Annotated in this window: 16 protein-coding genes; 6 read left to right on the plus strand and 10 right to left on the minus strand. The window is 64.1% G+C overall.

Going from position 1 to position 16,351, the window contains the following annotated elements; genetic code table 11:
- Positions 1-22: 22 nt before the first annotated feature.
- Complete coding sequence (locus E5Z01_RS02635; RefSeq protein ID WP_420810826.1) at positions 23-1,273, minus strand: MFS transporter; 1,251 nt, start codon at positions 1,271-1,273, stop codon at positions 23-25.
- A gap of 326 nt (positions 1,274-1,599) precedes the next feature.
- Between E5Z01_RS02635 and E5Z01_RS02640 the strand changes: the two genes are divergently transcribed.
- The 4 genes from E5Z01_RS02640 to E5Z01_RS02655 all read left to right on the plus strand — a co-directional run bounded on the left by E5Z01_RS02640 (position 1,600) and on the right by E5Z01_RS02655 (position 6,204).
- Complete coding sequence (locus E5Z01_RS02640; protein ID WP_135227958.1) at positions 1,600-2,781, plus strand: sugar ABC transporter substrate-binding protein; 1,182 nt, start codon at positions 1,600-1,602, stop codon at positions 2,779-2,781.
- Positions 2,782-2,986: 205 nt separating this feature from the next.
- Complete coding sequence (locus E5Z01_RS02645) at positions 2,987-4,387, plus strand: ABC transporter permease subunit (protein WP_135227959.1); 1,401 nt, start codon at positions 2,987-2,989, stop codon at positions 4,385-4,387.
- Positions 4,384-5,784 carry a sugar ABC transporter permease gene (locus tag E5Z01_RS02650; RefSeq protein ID WP_135227960.1) on the plus strand — a complete coding sequence of 467 codons (1,401 nt, stop codon included), beginning with the start codon at positions 4,384-4,386 and terminating at the stop codon, positions 5,782-5,784. Before E5Z01_RS02645 ends, E5Z01_RS02650 begins: the two co-directional genes overlap by 4 nt.
- Positions 5,785-5,889: 105 nt before the next feature.
- The gene (locus E5Z01_RS02655; RefSeq protein ID WP_135227961.1) at positions 5,890-6,204 is read left to right on the plus strand and encodes a hypothetical protein; all 315 of its coding nucleotides are present in this window, start codon (positions 5,890-5,892) and stop codon (positions 6,202-6,204) included.
- Positions 6,205-6,228: 24 nt separating this feature from the next.
- On the opposite strand, the gene E5Z01_RS02660 is transcribed toward E5Z01_RS02655, so the two are convergent.
- Positions 6,229-6,501, minus strand: a complete 273-nt coding sequence (locus E5Z01_RS02660) for a hypothetical protein (protein ID WP_240738146.1) — start codon at positions 6,499-6,501, stop codon at positions 6,229-6,231.
- 58 nt (positions 6,502-6,559) lie between these two features.
- Here E5Z01_RS02660 and E5Z01_RS02665 point away from each other — a divergent pair, with 58 nt between their 5' ends.
- Complete coding sequence (locus E5Z01_RS02665) at positions 6,560-7,852, plus strand: replication-associated recombination protein A (RefSeq protein ID WP_135227963.1); 1,293 nt, start codon at positions 6,560-6,562, stop codon at positions 7,850-7,852.
- A 26-nt stretch (positions 7,853-7,878) separates the two neighbouring features.
- On the opposite strand, the gene E5Z01_RS02670 is transcribed toward E5Z01_RS02665, so the two are convergent.
- Genes E5Z01_RS02670 through E5Z01_RS02680 form a run of 3 tightly spaced genes read right to left on the minus strand, consistent with a single transcriptional unit; the run spans position 7,879 to position 9,919 of the window.
- Complete coding sequence (locus tag E5Z01_RS02670; RefSeq protein WP_167757737.1) at positions 7,879-8,727, minus strand: cytochrome c oxidase assembly protein; 849 nt, start codon at positions 8,725-8,727, stop codon at positions 7,879-7,881.
- The gene (locus tag E5Z01_RS02675; protein ID WP_135227964.1) at positions 8,724-9,386 is read right to left on the minus strand and encodes an SCO family protein; all 663 of its coding nucleotides are present in this window, start codon (positions 9,384-9,386) and stop codon (positions 8,724-8,726) included. The genes E5Z01_RS02670 and E5Z01_RS02675 overlap by 4 nt, the downstream gene beginning before the upstream one ends.
- The gene (locus E5Z01_RS02680; RefSeq protein ID WP_135227965.1) at positions 9,383-9,919 is read right to left on the minus strand and encodes a copper chaperone PCu(A)C; all 537 of its coding nucleotides are present in this window, start codon (positions 9,917-9,919) and stop codon (positions 9,383-9,385) included. The genes E5Z01_RS02675 and E5Z01_RS02680 overlap by 4 nt, the downstream gene beginning before the upstream one ends.
- Positions 9,920-10,087: 168 nt before the next feature.
- On the opposite strand from E5Z01_RS02680, the gene E5Z01_RS02685 reads away from it, so the two are divergent.
- Positions 10,088-11,080, plus strand: coding sequence for a LacI family DNA-binding transcriptional regulator (locus E5Z01_RS02685; RefSeq protein WP_135227966.1), 993 nt, complete (start codon positions 10,088-10,090; stop codon positions 11,078-11,080).
- 40 nt (positions 11,081-11,120) lie between these two features.
- Here the strand turns inward: E5Z01_RS02685 and E5Z01_RS02690 are convergent, their stop codons facing one another.
- The 5 genes from E5Z01_RS02690 to pstS all read right to left on the minus strand — a co-directional run bounded on the left by E5Z01_RS02690 (position 11,121) and on the right by pstS (position 16,317).
- Positions 11,121-11,774, minus strand: a complete 654-nt coding sequence (locus tag E5Z01_RS02690; RefSeq protein ID WP_240738147.1) for a phosphate signaling complex PhoU family protein — start codon at positions 11,772-11,774, stop codon at positions 11,121-11,123.
- 209 nt (positions 11,775-11,983) lie between these two features.
- Positions 11,984-12,790 carry a phosphate ABC transporter ATP-binding protein PstB gene (gene pstB / locus E5Z01_RS02695; protein ID WP_135227967.1) on the minus strand — a complete coding sequence of 269 codons (807 nt, stop codon included), beginning with the start codon at positions 12,788-12,790 and terminating at the stop codon, positions 11,984-11,986.
- A 92-nt stretch (positions 12,791-12,882) separates the two neighbouring features.
- A complete protein-coding gene (gene pstA, locus E5Z01_RS02700) occupies positions 12,883-13,752 on the minus strand; it encodes a phosphate ABC transporter permease PstA (protein ID WP_167757738.1) in 870 nt (289 codons plus the stop codon).
- A 136-nt stretch (positions 13,753-13,888) separates the two neighbouring features.
- Positions 13,889-14,893 carry a phosphate ABC transporter permease subunit PstC gene (gene pstC, locus E5Z01_RS02705; RefSeq protein WP_167757739.1) on the minus strand — a complete coding sequence of 335 codons (1,005 nt, stop codon included), beginning with the start codon at positions 14,891-14,893 and terminating at the stop codon, positions 13,889-13,891.
- 395 nt (positions 14,894-15,288) lie between these two features.
- Positions 15,289-16,317 (minus strand): phosphate ABC transporter substrate-binding protein PstS, encoded by a 1,029-nt coding sequence (pstS, locus tag E5Z01_RS02710; RefSeq protein WP_167757740.1) that lies wholly within the window; start codon positions 16,315-16,317, stop codon positions 15,289-15,291.
- Positions 16,318-16,351 lie beyond the last annotated feature (34 nt).

Genomic DNA, 16,351 nt, shown 5'->3' on the forward strand with positions numbered 1-16,351 from the left:
CCAGAGAGGAATTGCTTCTCCCTTACGCGTGCTGCGCCGTCTCGGCGTGAACATTGACTTTGGGCCGGGCCAGTAGCGTCCAGACCAGCAGCAGGGCCAGCACGCCGGCGCTGAACAGGTACGGCGACCCGTGGCTGACTTTCTGGTACAGGGCCGTACCGATGAGGGGGCCGGTCATGCGGCCCAGCGCCAGGGCGCTGCTGTTCAGGCCCGCGACGGTGCCCTGCTGGTTGCCGGGAACACTGAGGCTCAGGGCGGCGCTGAGGCTGGGGCTCAGGATGGCGCTGCCGACGCCGATCACGGCCAGGGCAGTGGTAATGGGCCAGTAGGTGCTGGTGTGCGGCAGCAGGAACATGCCCAGACCCATGACGATCAGGCCGGCTGTGATCAGGGCCGGGGGGTTGATTTTCTTGCTCAGGGGCCGGATGGCGCCGCCCTGCACGGCGGCGGCGACCACGCCGAAGATGGCGAGCATGCCGCCCACGGTTCTGGCGGTCTGCGCGGGGGTGAGTTGCAGGGTGTCCTGCACGTAAAAGCCGATGGTCTGTTCCATGCCGACGCTGGCCAGAGTGGTCAGGGCACTGACGGCCAGGAAGAGGGGAATGGCCCCCCGGCCCAGCAGGGCGCGGCGATCGCCGGGCTGCGCGGGCTGGTGGTCGGCGCGTCTGGTTTCCGGCAGGACAAAATACGCGACCAGCGCGGTGACCAGGCCCAGGCCGGCGCTGAAGTAGATGGGAGCGGTCAGGCTGATGGTGCTGAGCAGGGCGCCGATACCGGGGCCAAATACCACGCCCAGCCCGAAGGCCGCACCGATCAGGCCCATGGCGGCGGCACGGTTGTTCTGGTCGGTCAGGTCGGCCATCATGGCCTGGGCAGTGGGCAGCGTGGCGCTGGAGAGCATCCCGCCAATCAGACGGGCAATCACCAGCAGGGCGAACAGGGCGCTGCCGCCGAGGACACCACTTAGGCCCAGGTGCGCGAACAGACCGAACAGTCCGAAGCTGAGCGAGAAGCCGACCAGGCCCATAATTAGGATGGGCTTGCGGCCCAGTTTCTCGCTGCGGCTGCCCCAGATGGGGCTGAAGATGAACTGCATCAGGCTGTAGGCGGTCGAGAACCAGCCGGCCTGCGTTTCGCTGAGGCCCAACTGGCGGGCCAGCGGAGCGATGATGGGAAACAGGACGCTGAGGCCCAGCATGGCGATCAGGATGGTGAAAAAGAGAATCAGTTTGGTACTGGCTGGAGCTTGGGGGGGGGCAGCATTGGCCATCATGGCTCCACTATATCGCACCCAGCTTACCGATCGGTAAGACAAGTTGATTAAGCGATTTTTGAGGCGAAATTCACTCATCGCTTAGAGAAGGGGAAACCCTCTGAACGCGGTTCAGAAAAAGATAATTTACCTGACGCAAACGTGAACAGGAAGGTAAGTTCAGGGCGTTGTCAGGCCGTCATGAAACTCTTATACTCGGGCACGAGCCCCCAAGACTCATTGAACTTGAACGCACCTGTTGACCTTTTCCCTGCGACCACCAACCCGTGGTCAGTTGAAATCCCAGTATGTGGAAGCGGTTCACAGCCGCCCCGCCAAGGAGTGTCATGAAAAAAGCTTTCCTCGCTCTTTCCCTTGCCCTCGTCTCGCAGGCCAGTGCCGCCAACATCACGGTGTGGACGCATTTCGGCACCGCCGAACTCGACTGGCTCAAGCAGCAGGCTGCGCAGTTCGAGAAGAAGACTGGCAACAAGGTCACCGTGGTCAGCGTGCCCTTCGACACGATTCCCGACAAGCTGATTCAGAGCGCCCCCAAGGGCCAGGGGCCTGACCTGGTGGTCACCCTGCCGCAGGATCGCCTGGGCCAGCTGGCCTCTGCCGGCGTCGTGGAACCCATGGACAAGTACGTTACCAGCCGTACCGACCTGGATAAGACCGCCGTGAACGCCTTCACCTACCAGGGCAAACTGCTGGGCATTCCCATGTTCGCGGAAGCTGTGGCCGTGGTCTACAACAAGAAACTGGTCAGCAAGGCGCCCACCACCTGGAATGAATTCCTGAAAGTGGCGCAGGCCAACACCGGTAACGGCAAGTTCGGTTACCTGGCCGACCTGGGCAACGCCTACATGAACTACGGCATCATCAGCGCTTACGGCGGCTACGTGTTCAAGAACAACGGCGGCACCCTGAACGTCAAGGACGTGGGCCTCTCCAACACTGGCGCCGACAAGGCCAGCGCTTTCCTGAACGACCTGCGTTACAAGTACAACCTGGTGCCCGAGGGTGTGGACGGCGGCTCGGCCAAGAACGCCTTCACCGATGGTCGCCTGGCGATGTTCCTGACTGGCCCCTGGGATATGGCCGACATCAAGAAAGCCAAGATCGACTACGGTATCATGCAGTTCCCCACCCCTCCCGGCGCCACCGGCAAGTGGAGCCCCTTCGTGGGCGTGCAGGGCACCCTGATGAGCGCCTACAGCAAGAACAAAGCCGCCTCCGCTGCCTTTGCCAAGCAGATGAGCAGCGCCGACGCGCAGATCGCCTTCAACAAGGCCGGTGGGCGTATCCCCGTGAGCCTGGCGGCCCGCACCAGACTGAAGGCCGACCCGGTGGTTGCCGGCTTCGGCAAGAGCATCAGCGCCGGGACGCCCATGCCCAATGTTGCTCAGATGGGCGCCGTCTGGGGCCCGTGGAGCAACGCCATCGCCCAGAGCGTGCAGAAGTCCGGCCAGAACTACTCGCAGATTCTGGACAAGGCCGTGCAGGAAATCAACGGCAACATCAAGTAAGGGCTGACCCAGCCCAGTGACAGGCGCAGCAGAAGGAGGCAGATGGAACCCCGCGGTTCCGTCTGCTTCTTTTTGAGTGCCCTGGGCACAATTCATAATGTTCAGCAAATGCTTTTCGGGCTTTCAGCCGTCGTTTCCCAGGAGGTAACATTGTGGCCTGTAAACAATCCCCTTTTCCCGACCCGCAAGGAGCTGTGGCCCTGACATGACCCTGACCGCCCGTTCACTGCGTTCTACCGTTCCACCCGAAGGCACCTCCGGTTTTCTGCTGGCCATCGTGATTCTGGGGGTCATGCTGGCCCTGGCCGTGCTGGTGGGCTGGCAGCTGAGCGTGCTGACGGCCGGCGCTTTCCCCAAAGCGCCGCCGTACATGATTCTGGTATACGTCCTGGGATTGCTCGCGGTGATGACGCCGTTTACTGCGCGGCTGTTTCCGTGGATCAGCAACTGGTACTACCTGCTGCCCGCGCTGGTCTTCCTGGGGGCGTTCACGATCCTTCCCGTCGTCCTGACCGTGAATTACGCCTTTACCAACTACAGCGCCCAGAACAGCGGCATGCCGGACTCGGGTGTGCGGGCCGAAGCGACGCTGGATTCGGCGCGGAGGGTCGTGACCCTGCAAGAAATCCCGGAAGAGGGCGGCCTGGCCAGTTACCTGAAGTGCCAGGCGACCACCTGCGCCGGGGACACCATCGTGCTGTACGACGAGGAAGCGTCGGTACCGTTCAAGGCGCAGATCGCCAGCGTGGCCGGCAACGCCGTGACGTTGGCGCAGCCCGTACCGGCGAGCCTGCCGGTGACCCAGGTGACGCGCGTGAACCGTTACCAGTACATCGGCCTCCAGAACTTTCAGGAGATTTTCGGCAAGGCCACCGAGGCGCTCTGGCCCGTGTTTCTGTGGACGGTTATTTTTGCCTTCAGCACCGTGGTCTTGAACGCCCTGGCGGGGCTGACCCTGGGCATTCTGCTGTACAACAAACGCCTCAAGGGCCGCACCATCTACCGCACGCTGCTGATTTTGCCATGGGCGGTGCCGTCCATCATCAGCATTCAGATGTGGAAAGCCCTCTTCGACCAGCAGTACGGCATCGTGAACAAGACCATGGGTCTGCTGGGCATCATCGCCATTCCGTGGCTGAATGATCCGCTCTGGGCGAAAATCGCGGTCATTCTGGTGAACCTGTGGCTGGGTTTTCCGTACATGATGACCGCCACCATCAGCGCCCTGGCGACCATCAACGACGACCTGTACGAGGCCGCCAGCATCGACGGAGCGAGCCGCTGGCAGCAGATCACCAGCATCACGCTGCCACTGCTGCGCAGCAGTTTTACGCCCATTCTGCTGTCCACCTTCGCCTTCAACTTCAACAACTTTGGCATCATCTACCTGCTTACGCAGGGCAAACCGCCAGTGGAAGGGCAGGTCAGCACCGCCGGGGCCACCGACATCCTGCTGTCGTGGGGCTACAACACCGCCTTCGCCAGCAGCGGCGGCCAGAACTTCGCCCTGGCGAGCGCCATCGCCCTGATCATCTTCTTCCTGACGCTGGCCATCAGTGTGGTGAACTTCAAGGCGGCCGGTGTATTCGAGGAGGCCCGCAAATGACCGTGCCCGCCAACCCGCAACCCAACCTCCCCGCGCAGGACGGCGACCCCGGCGACGCCACGCCCTACGTGTACCGTGAACCCGGCCCGCTGCGTAAGGCGCTGCCGTGGCTGGTTACGGCGGCCCTTGTGCTGGGCATCATCTGGCTGGGCACGTCGATGGTCAAGAGCCTGGAAGGCCGCTCTAAGGGCGCTCTCATCCTGTTTATCGAGGGCGGCTGGAAGAGGTTCCTGCTGTTCCTGCTGGCGGCCAGCGGTGTGCTGGCGCTGACCAGCCTGATCGGACAGAAGTGGGGCCAGGCCCGCACCGGGCGCCGCATCCGTTATCTGGAGGTGCTGGGCGACCAGCTGACGCACCTGTTCCTGATGCTGGTGGTTCTCATCGCGGTATACCCGCTGTTTTACATGCTGGTGGCGGCCTTCAACCCCGTCAACAGCCTGTTCCTGTCGCCCGATCCGCAAAGCAGCAACTTCCTGTACCGCGCCGGGCTGCTGCCCAAACTGGACGCCCTGAGTTACGAGAACTTCCAGAAGCTGTTCGCGGGCGTCGTCATTCCTGGCTGGCAGGTGCTGGCCGCCACGCTGTCCGGCGCGGGCCTGGCCGCCCTGGGCCTCGTCGCGCTGCTGCGCAGGTACGGGCGCGAAAGTGCAGCGATGGACAGGCTGAACACCTGGCTGGGCCGCCTGGTCATTGTCCTGCTGGCCCTGCTGGTGGTGTTCATTACCCCGGCGCAGTTCACCGGTGGGGACAACAACAGCAAATTCCTGCTGTCGGTGCGCAATACCCTGCTGGTGTCCGGTGCGACCGGGCTGCTGGGCATTCTGCTGTCCACCACCGCCGGGTACGCCATTGCCCGCCTGCGCTTTCCCGGGCGCTTCCAGACGCTGCTGTTCTTTATTTTCATTCAGATGTTCCCGGTGGTGCTGGCGCTGGTCGCCATTTATGGCCTGATGGTGCAACTGGGCCTCAGCAACAGCCTGATCGGGTTGGTGCTGGCGTACTCGGGCGGGGCGATCGCCTTCAACACCTGGATTTACAAGGGCTACGTGGAATCCCTGCCCCTCTCGCTGGAGGAAGCTGCCCTGGTGGACGGTGCGACCCGCTGGCAGACCTTCCTGCGCGTCATTCTGCCGCTGTCGGGCGGCATCCTGGTGTTCATCTTCCTGAACCAGTTCATCGCTACCTACGCCGAGTACATCCTGTCCAGCGTGCTGCTGACCGGCGTGGAAAAGTGGACAGTGGGCCTGATGCTGATTTCGTTCACCTCGGACCGCAGCGTGTCGTGGGGCATTTTCGCGGCCGCCGCCACGCTGGGGGCGCTGCCCATCGTGCTGCTGTTCTACAGCTTCCAGCGCTTCTTCGTCGGTGGAGCGGTGGCCGGGGGCGTCAAGGAATAAGGCGGCCCGCCGGGAAACCACTTTTTAGAGGGGAGACATTCGAGATGAGTGCCTCCCCTCTGCCCTCCCTTTGTTCTGTCGCGAAAAAGCGTCACAATACGGGTCATGAAGAAAATCCTGTCGGTTGCTGCTCTGGGTCTCTCGCTGACGGCCTGCTCGACGAACTTCGCGCCCATGAACTACACGCTGACGGTCAACGTGTCCGGCGTACCTACCGCCACGGTGACAGTCACCGACACCACCACCAAGCAGACGGTCTTTCAGCAGGCCGTAACGGGCACGGCCACCATTCCCAATCTGGTGGAGGATCACGTGTACACGGTGAGCGGCCTGGACGTGAGCGGCTTCAAGACGCCCGCCGCGCAGACCATCACCCTGAAGAAGAACGATTCCGTCAGCCTGGCTTACACCGCACAGTAAGGCTGCAATCTCGCGGCCAAAATCTCAGTCGCCCGGAAAGACCAACCGTTCAAAGGTGCCGTCGGCGGCCCGTGGGGGCAACCCCCGCTGGGCCGCTTCTTTCAGGACGGTCAGGGCCATGCTGGTGCTGGGGCCTTCGCCGTACATCTTCATGGCTCCCTGGGTCAGCAGGAGTTCGGCGCCTGTGCCCTTCCCTTCGGCGCGCAGCAGGAAGTCCGCGCCGAGCGGGTGGCGGCTGACCTGCACGCCAGTAGGAAAGTGAATCAGTTCGACCTGATGGGCAAAAGCGTCATCCATGCCCCTCATTGTGCGTGTCTTTGCGGTTTTTGGCCTTCTGGAACCGTAAACTTTGCGCGTGACGACGCTGTTCGACCCACCCGCTCCCCTCGCTGAACGTCTCCGCCCGCGCACCGTGGCGGAAGTGGTGGGCCAGACACACCTGCTGGGGCCGGGCAAACCCCTGACGCGCATGCTGGCGTCCGGTCGGCTGGGCAGCCTGATCCTGTGGGGGCCGCCGGGGGTCGGCAAAACCACGCTGGCCCGGCTGATTGCCGGGGAGGTCGGGGCGCACTTCATTGCGCTTTCGGCCGTGTCGGCGGGCGTGAAGGACGTGCGTGAAGCCGTGACGGAGGCCGAGAGACTGCGCGGGCGCGGCATGCGCACCATCCTCTTTCTGGATGAGATTCACCGCTTCAACAAGGCCCAGCAGGACGCCCTTTTGCCGCACGTGGAGTCCGGCCTGCTGACGCTGATCGGCGCGACCACCGAGAACCCTAGTTTCGAGGTCAATCCCGCCCTGCGCAGCCGCGCCCGCACGCTGGTGCTGGAATCCCTCAGTCAGGACGAGGTGCGGCAACTGCTGAACCGTGCCCTGAGCGACGAACGCGGCCTGAAGGGCGTGCAGGTGCAGGACGACGCGCTTGCTTTGCTCTCCCGGCTGGCCGAGGGCGACGCGCGGCGGGCGCTGGGCACCCTGGAAATCGCGTGCACCCTGGCCGATGTGGTCACGCCCGAGGTGATGACCGAAGCGTTCGGAAAGCACCTGCCGGCCATGGACAAGAACGGCGAGGACTTCTACAACCTGATCTCCGCGCTGCACAAGTCCGTGCGCGGCAGCCATGTGGACGGGGCCCTGTACTGGCTGGCCCGCATGGTCGAGGGCGGGGCCGATCCCCTCTACGTGGCCCGGCGCGTGGTGCGCATGGCCGCCGAGGACATCGGCCTGGCCGACCCGCAGGCCCTGCGGCTGTGCGTTGCCGCGCGCGACACCGTGGAATTCCTGGGCAGTCCCGAAGGTGACCTGGCGCTGGCGCAGGCGGTGGTTTATCTTGCCCTGGCCCCCAAAAGCAACAGCGTGTATGTGGCGTGGAAAAATGCCCTGAGCGCCGTGCGCGAGGGTGAAATGCTGCCCGTTCCGCTGCATCTGCGCAACGCCCCCACCGCCCTGATGCGCCAGCAGGGGTACGGGAAAGGCTACGCCTACTACTTCGACGACCCCGAGGGCAGTTTCGCGCAGGATTACCTGCCGGACGGCGTTGACCTGGGCCTGTACTCCCCTACTGGTGAAGGCTGGGAAGCGCGTGTGGCTGAAAGATGGCGCAAACTGCGCGAAGCGCACGGCACAGACAGGACAGACGAACCAGTTTGACCACGGCAACCCTCAACAGCCCTGGCTTATAAGCGTGGGCTGGGAGGTTTGGGCATGGCGTCTCCGTCAGCCAGTTTAATGAGCCACAGGATCAGTTGGCTGAAGGCCAGGGCCATGCCGGGCAGTCCGGCGATCATCATGATCCAGCCGCTCCACTGCTGGTTTTGCAGCGGCGAGAGGTTCCACAGGCACAGGGCGCTCACGTACGGCGTGTACAGGACTCTGGGGGAGTACAGCCACACAGCGGCCACCGCCATCATGGGCAGCGCGGCCAGCAGCCCGAACCACCCGCGTGAACCGACATCGCCCGGCTGCACGCTGGGCAAAGGCCGCAGCACGACGCCCCACACCATCAGGCTGCTGAGCAGGTACAGCCACGGCAGCAGTTGCGTGGCGCTGTTGGTCACGACGCTGGCGTTGAATCCGGCGGGCACGTTCCAGAAGATGATCACGGCGGCCCACACCGCCAGCGCCACCCAGGGGTCAAGCAGCACGCTCAGCAGGCGTCCGCCGGCGCTGCGGCGGTTCAGGGTGATGCCGCCCGGCAGGCCCAGGAGCAGCAGGGGGGGAATCACTTCGGCCAGCACCATCAGCCGGCCCATGTAGAGGGCCATGCTCTGCCCGGTCAGGGCGCTGCTGCGGCTTTGTGTGGTCAGGAACCACAGCAGCAGCGCCAGCGTGAACAGTGCGACCTTCCAGGCCGGCCAGCGCAATGTCCGGCGATTTCTGGCGTACTGCCAGCCGTACAGCGCCGCCGTGCTCAGCAGCGCCAGCAGCATGGGCCAGTCGGCCTGGAAGGCCAGCAGGTCGCCCAGGCTGGGGTTCAGGTCGACGCCACCGGACGCGACACTGGAAACGTTCGCGGGGGCACTCATCGAACCGGGTGCTCCATGACGTACAGCAGGTCCCCTTTCAGGCGCTCGACCTGCGGCATCTGGCTGTAATCCCAGATGGCCCGCAGGTGCCCGGTGGCGTCGATCAGGTAGGTGCCGGTGGAGTGGTTGATCTGGTAGTCGCTCAAGCCCTTCACGTCTACTTTCTGGTAGCCGACGCCGTAGGCGCGGGCGGCTGCGCTCAGTTGCGGTTCAGGAACAATGACGCCCTTACCGTCGCCGAAGTAAGTCACGTACTCGTGCATGCGTTTCACGGTGTCGCGCGGCGGGTCGACGCTGACGAACAGGGTCTGCCACCGGGCCTGCTGTTCGGGCGTGAGCTGCGCCCGAACCTTGCTGAGGTAAGAGAGCGTCAGCGGGCAGATGTTCGGGCAGTTGGTGAACCCGAAAAAAATGGTGGTGACCTGACCGCTGCCGGGCTGGAAAGTAAAGGGCTTGCCCAGATCGTCGGTGCCGCTGAAGGCCGTGGCGGTCGGCGTGTTGTCGTAGGCCGTGCCAAAAAAGGGGTACGGGCTTTTCGCCCGCGTAAAAAGCCACGCCCCCGACAGCACCAGCGTCACGAGGCACACTGCCAGGATGGCCGACACGTACCACGGCCGCCCCGCTGCGACGGGCTGAAGTTCCTGCACCTGAGGCGTCATGGTTTCCGGACGTTGGCCCGGACAGTGACAATGCGCCCGTCGGACGCCTGCAAAACGATGGGCAGCACCTCGCCCACCTTCAGGGGACGCTTCAGCTTCATCAGCATGATGTGGTTGCCGTCGTTCTTCATGCTCAGCGTGCCGCCGGCCGGCACCACGAAGCCGGGAACGGGCTGCATCCCCATCATGTTCTGCCCGGTCACGGTCTTCATGAACATGCTGTGCCCGGCGACGTCAGCCCGAACCGCCACGAGTTTGACCGCTTTGTGGCTGGTGTTTTTCAAGCTCAGGTAGGCGGCCGTTTCCTGAATGCCGGGCGGCACGGCCACAATGGTGGGGTTCAGCGCTACCAGCGGCAACGCGGCGCCCGCTTTGGCGACGGGTGCGGGGGTGGGGTGCCCGGCGTGCTGGGCGCCGAGCGCCATGCCGGCCAGCAGAGCGGTAAAAACAGTGACTCGGAAGGGATGAGACATATCGGTGGAACCTCCTAGACGGGGGTGAAAGAACACTTCCACGTGGGAAGGCCAGGTCACGCGATTCTAGGGGGCCTGCGCGGCCCGTTTGTCCCCGCGCACGTGACCGACAGAGCAGGCCGCCTTCAGTGCTGCCGGCGTCCGTGGCGGTCGCGGGCGGTCTGTCGTGGAGAAGGGGACAAATTTTGGAACCCGTTCCATGCCGGCGGGGTATGCTGTGGGGCGCAAATGCGTAAACCCACCATTCAGGATGTGGCCCGCCTGGCCGGCGTTGGCGTCGGCACCGTTTCGCGCGTGCTGAACAACCACACGGCCGTCAAGGAAGGCACCCGCGACACCGTGCTGAAAGCCATGGCTCAGCTCGACTACACGCCCAACCCGCACGCCCGCCGCATCGCCGGGGGCAAAAGCTACACCATCAGCGTGCTGCTGCCGGTCATGACCACGGAATTCTACGTGCGCCTGCTCAACGGCCTGGAGCAGGCCTTTCAGGAAGCGCGCTACGACGTGGCCATTTTTCCGCTGATGGATCAATCGCGGCTGGAACGCTACCTGGGGTCGCACACCCTGGCGTATCAGGCGGACGGGCTGGTGATGGCCACGTACAACCTCACGCAACTGTTCAACGAGCACCGCCTGAAACTGAACCAACCGGCCGTGCTGGTCGACGCTTACGGCGAGGGGGTGGACTGCGCCTACATGGACAACGTCGCGGGCGGACAACTGGCCGGCGAGTACGCCGCCCGGCTGGAGGGCCCCATTCACGCCATGTGGGTGGAAACCGAACTCGATCAACTGTTCACCACGCGTGTGTTCGAGGACCGGCGCAGGGGGTTTCACAGCGCCGTGAGCGCCGCCGGGCGCCAGGTGGAGATAGAACTGACCACCAGTTTCGACGCCTACGCCGCCCGCACCGTCGCCGCCGGGCTGCTGGAACGCACCCCCTTTCCCTGCACGGTGTTCGCCTCCGCCGACCTGATTGCCGCGTCGCTGCTGGACGAGGTGCTGGCCCGCGGCCTGACTCCCGGTCGGGACGTCAGCATCATCGGCTTCGACGACCAGCCCTGGGCCGAGGCGCGCGGCCTGACCACCCTGCACCAGCCGGTGGAAAGCATGGGCTATGAAGCCGCCGGGCTGCTGCTCAACCGCCTGGCCGGTTTCAAGGGGGCGCCCCGCGCCAAGAAGTTCACGCCCAGCCTGGTGGTTCGGCAAACGGCATAACCCGCAGTCACACCTTCACCCTGTCTGCGCGGGCAGGCGCTTACCCGGCGCGGGCAGCCGGGTGATTGCCGGACACCAGGGTCTCCACGCGCTCGGCGACGTTCACCAGGTGGTCGCCGAGGCGCTCCAGGTGGCGGGCCATACGGTTGGCGGTCAGGGCCATCTCGCTGTCCTCGGGGTGCTCGACCAGGCGCGTCAGGCTGGCTCGGTTCATCTGCTCGTACAGGGCGTCCACCTGCTCGAAATCCATGCGCATGACCTCGCGGGCGGCGGCGGCGTCCAGCTCACTGAACGCAAAAGCCAGGTGCTCGACCATCTGCGAAAGCAGCTCGATCAGCGGCAGGGCGTCTTGCAGGGTGGCGCTGCGCGTGCTGGGCGCAAAGGTCTCCAGGTCACGGGCGACCTTGAAGGCGTAATCCCCGACGCGCTCCAGATTGGACAGGCTGCGGAACACCATCAGGTGGAAGGTCAGTTCGTACTCGGGCAGGCCCCGCGCGAAGGCGGCCAGGCAGGCGTCCTCCAGTTCGATGTCCAGGGCGTTGGTCTCGTGTTCCAGCAACTCGGTGCGCGCCGAGAGTCCGGCAAACTCGGCGCGGGTGTTGGCCTCGCGAATGGCGTGCAGTTCGTCCAGAATGATGCTCAGCATCCGCAGGAACCGCGCCCGGATCAGGGCGCTTCCCGTCAAGTTAAGCATCGTCCGCTCCTGTTCACGCGCTTCAGTATGGCCCCCCCATGTGATCTTTCCGTCAACTGGCGCAGGAACACGGCTTCAGGCAACCTTATGGAACGGTGAAGGCAGGGCGTTTCGCGGCGAGTGGGCCGGGCTCATCGGACAAAGAAAAACTCCCCGTGAATAACGGGGAGCCTTGAAACCGCTTTGCCTCTAACCGACGAACAACCCTCTTAACCGAATCGCCCGGTCACGTAGGCTTCGGTACGCTCGTCCCTGGGGGCCTGGAAGATCTGTTCGGTGGGGCCGTGCTCGACCATGTCGCCGACCAGGAAAAAGCTGGTGGTGTCGCTGACGCGGGCAGCCTGGTGCATGTTGTGCGTCACGATGACGATGGTGGTGACCTTCTTCAGGTCGGTCATCAGGTCCTCGATCTTGGCGGTGCTGGCGGGGTCGAGGGCGCTGGTGGGTTCGTCCATCAGCAGGATTTCGGGTTCCACGGCGAGCGCGCGGGCAATGCACAGGCGCTGCTGCTGCCCGCCCGACAGGCCGGTGGCGGGCGTGTGCAGGCGGTCTTTCACCTCTTCCCACAGGGCCGCGCCGCGCAGGGAACGTTCGCACACTTCCATGAGCCTGTTCTTGTCGCGTATGCCGGCCAGTTTCAGGCCGCTGACCACGTTGTCGAACACGCTCATGGTCGGAAACGGGTTGGGCTTCTGGAACACCATGCCCACACGGCGGCGCATGTTCACCGGATCGACGCCAGCGCTGTAGATGTCCTCGCCGTCCAGCAGAATCTGCCCGGTCACGCGTGCGCCCGGCGTCAGGTCGTGCATGCGGTTGATGGCCCGCAGGAAAGTGGTTTTTCCGCAGCCGCTGGGGCCAATCAGGGCGTTGACGGTGCCGCGCACGAAGTTCAGGTTCACGTCCTTCACGGCGCGGTTCTCACCGTAGAAGATGTTCACGTTCTGGGCCGACAGCAGCACGTTCGCTGCGGGAACAACGGCAGGTTGCGGGGTGACGATGGGAGACTGGGTCATGGGTGGGGACTCCTTCGGAGTGTCAGTAGTGAGGAGAGAATGAAAGCTCAGGCGAGGGCAAATGCTCAGGCGGATGTTTTCCCGCCCGCCACTTATTTGCGGCGGCTGAAGCGCCGGGCCAGCAAGCTGGTGGCGAAGATCATCAGGATCAGCAGCAGGGCGCCGGCTTTGGCCATGCGCTGGTTTTCGTCGTAGGCGCTGGTGGCTCCGCGGTAAATTTCGAGGGGCAGGGCGCTCATGGGTTTCAGGGGGTTGGTGTTCACGAGGCTGTTGCCGAAGGCAGTGAACAGCAGCGGGGCGGCTTCCCCGGCCACGCGGGCCAGGGCCAGCATGATCCCGGTGATGATGCCCCCGGCGGCGGCGGGAAGAACGATCCTGAGGGTAACCAGCCATTTGGGCAGGCCCAGCGCCAGGCCGGCTTCACGCACGGTCTGCGGAACGAGTTTCAGCACTTCCTCGCTGGTGCGCACCACGATGGGAATCATCAGGAAGCCCAAGGCCAGGGCGCCGGCCAGGCCGGAGAAGCCGAATTTCAGCACCACCAGGCCGTAGGCGACCAGGCCCATGACGATGGCGGGAATACCGGCCAGCACGTCGCTGATCATGCGAATGGTGGGCATCAGCGGGTGACGCGGGTACTCGGAGAGGAAAATCCCGCCGGCCACGCCCACCACCACACCGATCACGGAGGCCAGCGCCAGCATTTCCAGGCTGCCCAGGATGGCGTTCAGCATTCCGCCGCCCTTTTCGCCTTCGGGGGCGGGGACTTTGGTGAAGAAGTCGGCGTTCATGGCCCCGATGCCTTCTTTCAGCAGGTAGAAGAAGATCAGGATCAGGGGCGCGACGACCACCAGCGTGGCGAGGGTAATCAGGGCGCCCATCAGCAGGTTCCTGGCTTTGCGGGTCGGGGAAAGTTGCGTGCTGGTGGCGGTATGGGTCATGGTTCGGGTCACGGCGCTCATAGACCTTCCGAATGAGAGAGGTTTTCAACCCCTTGAATTCCGAGCGGATGCGGGTGGGAACGAAGACGAGCTTCGCGGAATGGACGGGCAGACGGTGCCTTTCCGGCAGACTGGAAATGGAGCGAAGTTCGGCTCATCACTGAATCCCTTTGGGCGTGAGGCGGGCGATGATGATTCGGGCGACGTAGTTCACGACGACGCTCAGGAAGAACAGGCTGAGGCCAAGCGTCACGACGCTGGAGCGGTGCAGGCTTTCCTGCGCGTCGCCGAACTGGTTGGCGATGACGCTGGCCATGGTGGAGGCGTTGCCCCAGATGCTTTTCAGGATGTCCTGGCTGTCGCCGATGACCATCGCTACGGCCAGCGTTTCTCCCAGCGCGCGGCCCAGCGCCAGGATCACGCCGCCCATGATGCCCGCACGGGCGTAAGGCAGGATGGCGCGGGAAACGACTTCCCATTTGGTCGCGCCCAGAGCGTACATGGCTTCGCGCTGGTCCTGCGGCACCAGACGGATCACGTCACGCGCCACCGAGGCGGTGTACGGCAGAATCATGACCGTCAGGATGATGATCGCCAGCGCCAGCCCGCGGCCAGCGGCGGCACTGGGCACGAAGAAGCACTGGAGGCTGGTGTGGCCGCTTTGCCACAGTTCGTTGCAGCGCGTCAGGGCGGCCATATTGTCGGGGTCGGTGAAAAAGCTGGTCTGCCATTTGCCCAGCACGGGCGCAATGACGAACAGGGCCCACAGGCCGTACACGACGCTGGGCACGGCGGCCAGCAGTTCGATGAGGTACGAGACGGGGTTGGCCAGCCATTTGGGGGCGTACTCGCTGACGTACAGCGCACTGGCAATGGCGAGCGGCACGCTGATGGCCAGGGCGATCAGGCTGGTCACGAGCGTGCCGGCGATCATGGATGCTGCGCCGAATTCCCTGGTGACCGGGTTCCACACGCGGCTGGTGAAAAAGTTCCACCCGAATTCCCTCAGCGCGGGCAGCGATTCCTTGCCCAGCTGATAGATGCTCATGAGGAACACCAGCACGATGATGGACGCGAGCAGGAGAATGACGATCTCGAACACGCGGTCACTGGCGCTGGTCAGGCGTTTCCGGCTGGGCGGTGGCTTGATGGGTGTAATCATAGTCAGGTTGCCCCTCCGGGCCATGAACAGTTCAACGGAAAAACGTCATCGGAACGTCAGGGGCGCGGGACACGCCCAAGGCCCCTCCTTCCGCGGGTGTGCCGCGCCAGCACCCGCCAGCAAGGTCATGACGCCCAGCACGGCGGCCAGGCCTTGAGCAGGAAAGCGCAGCGCCACCGCCACATCACGCCCAGCCTCAGGCCGTCCCAGGGCTGGTCGTCCGGCAAGTCACTGACACCAACCCAGGTCAGGGCATCCAGAGGCCGAGTCAGGCGCCAACGCCACCCATCCATCATTCTTTTCACTCGCTGCCCCCGTCACCATAGGCACCTGCATCCGGCACAAAATCAAAAAGCAGCCCCCGGTTGGAGGCCGCTTTCGTGGAAGTTCGGAGGTTACAGTTTCTTGCCGCCGAAGGTCATGCTGTTGATGATGCTCTGGGCCTTCTTCTGAGCGCCGGCAGGCAGCTTGGCGTAGTCCAGGGGTTCGTTGTACTGCTGGCCGCTGGTGACCATCCAGTTCAGGAGTTTCTTGAGGGCCTGGGCCTGCGCTTCGGTGCGGGAGCCGTACTTCTGATCCTGGTAGAAGATCACGTAGGTGAAGCTGGCGATGGGGTAAGCGTCGGCGTTGGCGCTGTTGGTCAGGCTGACGCGGGTGTCGGCGGGAATCACCACACCGTTGGCGGCCAGGCTGGCGGGGCCGTTGTCGGCGGTGATGAACTTGCCAGCGCGGTTTTTCACGCTGCCGAAGGTCAGTTTGTTCTGCTTGGCGTACACCAGTTCCACGTAGCCGATCGAGCCGGGGGTGCTTTTCACGATGCCGGCCACGCCGTCGTTGCCTTTGGCGCCGGTGCCCACGGGCCAGCTCAGGGAGTTGCCGGTGCCGACCTTGTTCTTCCACTCGCTGCTGACTTTGCTGAGGTAGTCGCTCCAGACGTAGGTGGTGCCGCTGCCGTCACTGCGGCGGGCCACGGTGATGGGCAGGGGGGGAATGGTCATGCCGGGGTTCAGCTTGGCAATGGCGGGATCGTTCCAGGTTTTGATTTTGCCCAGGTAGATGTTCGCCAGGGTGGGGCCGTCGAATTTCAGAGCTCCGGTCACGCCGGGCAGGTTGTAGGCAGGAACGACTGCGCCGATGGCGGTGGGGATGTGCAGCAGCTTGGCGGGCGCGGCCTTCATGGCCTCGTCGCTCATGGGGTTGTCACTGCCGGCGAAGTCCACGGTGCGCTCGGTGATCTGTTTCTGGCCCGCGCCGCTGCCCACCGACTGGTAGTTCACGGCCACGCCGGCAGAAGTTTTATACTCGGCGAACATCTTGCTGTACAGCGGGTAGGGAAAGCTGGCGCCCGCGCCGGTCAGGGTGCTCTGGGCGGCGGCGGTGCTGATCGTTAAGAGGGCACTGAGGCCCAGCAGGGTCTTTTTCATACGTCTGGCAGTTTGCTGGCGTTCTGTCAGGCGA

This window comes from Deinococcus fonticola (assembly GCF_004634215.1).
Classification (GTDB): domain Bacteria; phylum Deinococcota; class Deinococci; order Deinococcales; family Deinococcaceae; genus Deinococcus; species Deinococcus fonticola.